Below are 3,174 nucleotides of genomic sequence, written 5' to 3'. Positions count from 1 at the left end.
TTACGACGCGAAAAATAGAAAACAGCATTTTGGCATGGTAGAAAATGCTTACGTCAGGGCTGTAGATGCAGCAGGAAAAGAAATAGCCCGCTATCGCTTGTCAAACGATCCATCTTATGAAGGAAAATTAAATATGTTGATGGGAGAAGTATATCGAGAAGGCGGAGAGTGGAAATTTAAGGCTTTGGGAAATCCTTTAGCTGAGGATATGAACGGTGTTGTCGGTTCGTTTATGCGGTGATAAGCAGGTCAACGCAATCGTAAAACGCGATCGCTGTTAGAGTCCCGACTTCTTTTTTAAGAAGTCGGGGATATGCAGTTCTGGTTAATTTAATCCCGATTCAGAAAAAGCCCGATCGATTTCTGAAGCGATATTTAACTGGGAAGACCAATGTTGCAGGTAAGCCCTATCTAACGAATCTGCCTGAAGTTTCATCACTCCTAGAATATCTCGCCATTGCTTGTCTGACTGAAATCTTGACATTCTGTACCAAATGAGTTTTTGCAAAATTATATCTTCGGGGCTACAGATATAAAAGGTTAATTCTGGTCTGTCGTCTGGGTAGAATTGCTGTCGGCGATCGAGCTGAGATTGCTCGTATTCGCGATCGGGTTTAATCAAATAAATGTCTGGTTTAATGGCTGTCTCTAGGTGAATGACGTTGAAACTTGAACTTCTCCCCCTCAAAGCGTCTTCAACTGCAATATCGCTGATGTAGAATTCGCTTTGCATTGCTTGAATGAGGGACTGAGTTTGTTCTTTTCGGATGCTGATAGCAATGTCTGCATCCTGAGTAGATCTGGGTTCGCCGTGAGCGGAACTAGCAATTGAACCGCCAACATAGTAGGGAATTGACAGTGTATCTAGGATGTTACCAATTTTAGCTGCTAACCAGATCGGATCTTGCATTACAAGTTTTGTCTCTAGTAATTGGGCAATTTTAATAAAATCTTGTCCTAAAGTTGCTTTGATAAACTCTTGTTTGAGGTAGATGGAATCTAATTGAGGGTTGCGTTTTTTGATTCCCGATAAGGCTAATTGGCGGCAGCCCCTCGTGGCAGCAGAGGCTAATGCTAATCTCTTTGCGGGTGGCATTTGCCTCCAGAGATTAAACTGGATGATTTCTACTTCAATACAGGTGTCTGATGCTTGAGGTTGATATCTTGGTTTGAGGGTAACTGACTCACTTAAAATCATGTGCGATCGGTGGGTTAGTTAAATAAACAAAAACATTATAACTGGCGCGATAATTTTTATTTCAAATGTCATAAATATTAATATTTAGCTGCCACAAGCGAGATCCCCGACTTCTCCAAGAAGTCGGGGATCTGAACGGAACTCAAATGTTTTACGAATCTTTGACCGGACGCATTGTCGGGAACATCACGGCATCTCGGATGCTTTGAGTATTAGTTAAAAGCATCACTAACCTGTCAACACCGATACCCATCCCCGCACAATTAGGCATTCCCAAAGATAGAGCTTGAATAAAGTCTTCATCCATTGGATGCGCTTCGTCATCTCCTGCATTCTTCTGCGCCAACTGTTCTTCAAACCGCTTTCTTTGCTCTTTCGGATCGTTCAATTCTGAGAAGCCGTTCGAGTATTCCGTGCCGTTGATAAAGAGCTCGAAACGCTCGACAAATCCGGGTTTGCTGCGGTGTCCTTTGGCTAGGGGACTGACTTCGACAGGGTAGTCGATGATGAATGTAGGTTGAATTAGTTTGGGGACAACTAATTTGTCAAAAACCGCATACAGTACGTAGCCTAAACTCTGTTGTTCTAACTTTGACAGGTGCAATTCTAGTTTGGTTGCAGAGGCGATCGCACTTTCCAAGTCCAAGCTGTCAAAATCTACCCCAAACTCGTCTCTGACAGCTTCTACCATCGTTTTCACCTGCCAGTGTTTGCCACTGAAACCGGGATATTTTTCGCTGTAGTCGAACTTGCGTTCTAAACTAATCGTTTCTCCCTGATTTTCAATTTCCCGGACATCCCCAAATACCGCAGCCGCTGCAAAACACATCACATCTTCAACAACTGTTAAAATGTCGAACATATCAGCATAGGCTTGGTAAACTTCTAAAGATGTAAATTCTGGATTGTGGGTGCTATCAATTCCCTCATTTCTAAAGGCTTTTCCCAGTTCAAATACTCGCTCGAAACCGCCGCAAATTGCTCTTTTCAAGAACAGTTCTGGAGCAACTCGCAAATACAAATCAACTTCCAAAGCATTGTGGTGGGTGATGAAGGGTTTAGCGGCAGCACCGCCGTAAATAGCTTGCAGCGTCGGCGTTTCTATTTCGTAAAAGTTGGCATTCCAAAGATAGGAACGAATGCTTTGGACGATGCGGCTTCGCAGCATAAAACGGTTGAGCGCGTCTTGGTTGCTGGCTAAATCCATTTCGCGGTGGCGGCGGCAAACTTCGGGGTCGTTAATGCCGTAATAAGAGTCGGGAAATTGAATGGTAGCTTTTGATAAAAGCTTGAATTCTCGCACTAAAATAGAAAGTTCTCCCCTGGGGGTGCGGCAGCCGATACCTTCGATACCGACAAAATCGCCGACATCGAGTAATTGTTTTATTTGTTTGAAGCTTAAACCGACTTCGCCGATGACGATTTTTTTCTCGATTTTGAGTTGAATTTTGTCTGTTGCGTCTTTTAAATCGATGAAACAAATGCTGCCGCTGTCTCGCTTGGAAGTGATGCGGCCGCCTACTCGCAGGGAAATTTCTTCGGGATCTGTTTCTCCGTTTTCGAGTTCTTTTCCCGGCTGGCTAAATATTTCTCGAACTTGCTTGGCTGTGTGCGATCGCGCGTAGGATTGGCTAGGATACGGTTCTATGCCTTGCGATCGCAGTTCTTCTACTTTTTGACTGCGGACTTCGGCTTCACTGAGAGTCATTAGGTATTGCCTGGTTAAAATTGCCAATATAGCAGAAGGAAGAAGCGGAGAGGGAAAGAGGGAGAGGGTCCGAGTGGGAGAAAGGGAGAAAGGGAGAGGGGGAGAATGGGAGAAAGGGAGAGGGGGAGAGGATTTGACGATTGTTGAACAGATTTACTAATTCTTTTTGAGTAGCCAAACATTTTCGGTTGCCGCGCATATTCCTTTCAGCCCACCTGGTATGGATATGCTTTCAAGAAGCTTTAAATTATAAGCATCTTTATAGTGT

At 44.0% G+C, this 3,174-nt stretch carries 3 protein-coding genes; 1 reads left to right on the top strand and 2 read right to left on the bottom strand.

Translation table 11 applies throughout. The annotated features are described in order from the left end of the window. Positions 1–241: TerD family protein (locus IQ270_RS29270; RefSeq protein ID WP_193976622.1), on the top strand; the 241-nt coding region annotated here is incomplete at its 5' end. Between the two features lie 84 nt (positions 242–325). On the opposite strand, the gene IQ270_RS29265 is transcribed toward IQ270_RS29270, so the two are convergent. Together IQ270_RS29265 and lysS are read right to left on the bottom strand one after the other, a co-directional pair. Then, entirely contained in the window at positions 326–1,198 is an 873-nt protein-coding gene (locus tag IQ270_RS29265; RefSeq protein ID WP_193976621.1) for a hypothetical protein, read from the bottom strand. Positions 1,199–1,349: 151 nt separating this feature from the next. Continuing rightward, a complete protein-coding gene (gene lysS / locus IQ270_RS29260) occupies positions 1,350–2,906 on the bottom strand; it encodes a lysine--tRNA ligase (RefSeq protein WP_193976620.1) in 1,557 nt (518 codons plus the stop codon). Positions 2,907–3,174: the final 268 nt, after the last annotated feature.

The sequence above is a fragment of the Microcoleus sp. LEGE 07076 genome, assembly GCF_015207455.1.
GTDB lineage: Bacteria > Cyanobacteriota > Cyanobacteriia > Cyanobacteriales > Microcoleaceae > Microcoleus.
Note: the sequence above shows the minus strand (reverse complement) of the source record. Positions and strands in the feature narration are given on the sequence as shown.

Coding starts and splice junctions, on each gene's coding strand:
- lysS (WP_193976620.1), bottom strand. CDS start 2,906: ATGACTCTCAGTGAAGCCGAAGTCCGCAGTCAAAAAGTAGAAGAACTG.
- IQ270_RS29265 (WP_193976621.1), bottom strand. CDS start 1,198: ATGATTTTAAGTGAGTCAGTTACCCTCAAACCAAGATATCAACCTCAA.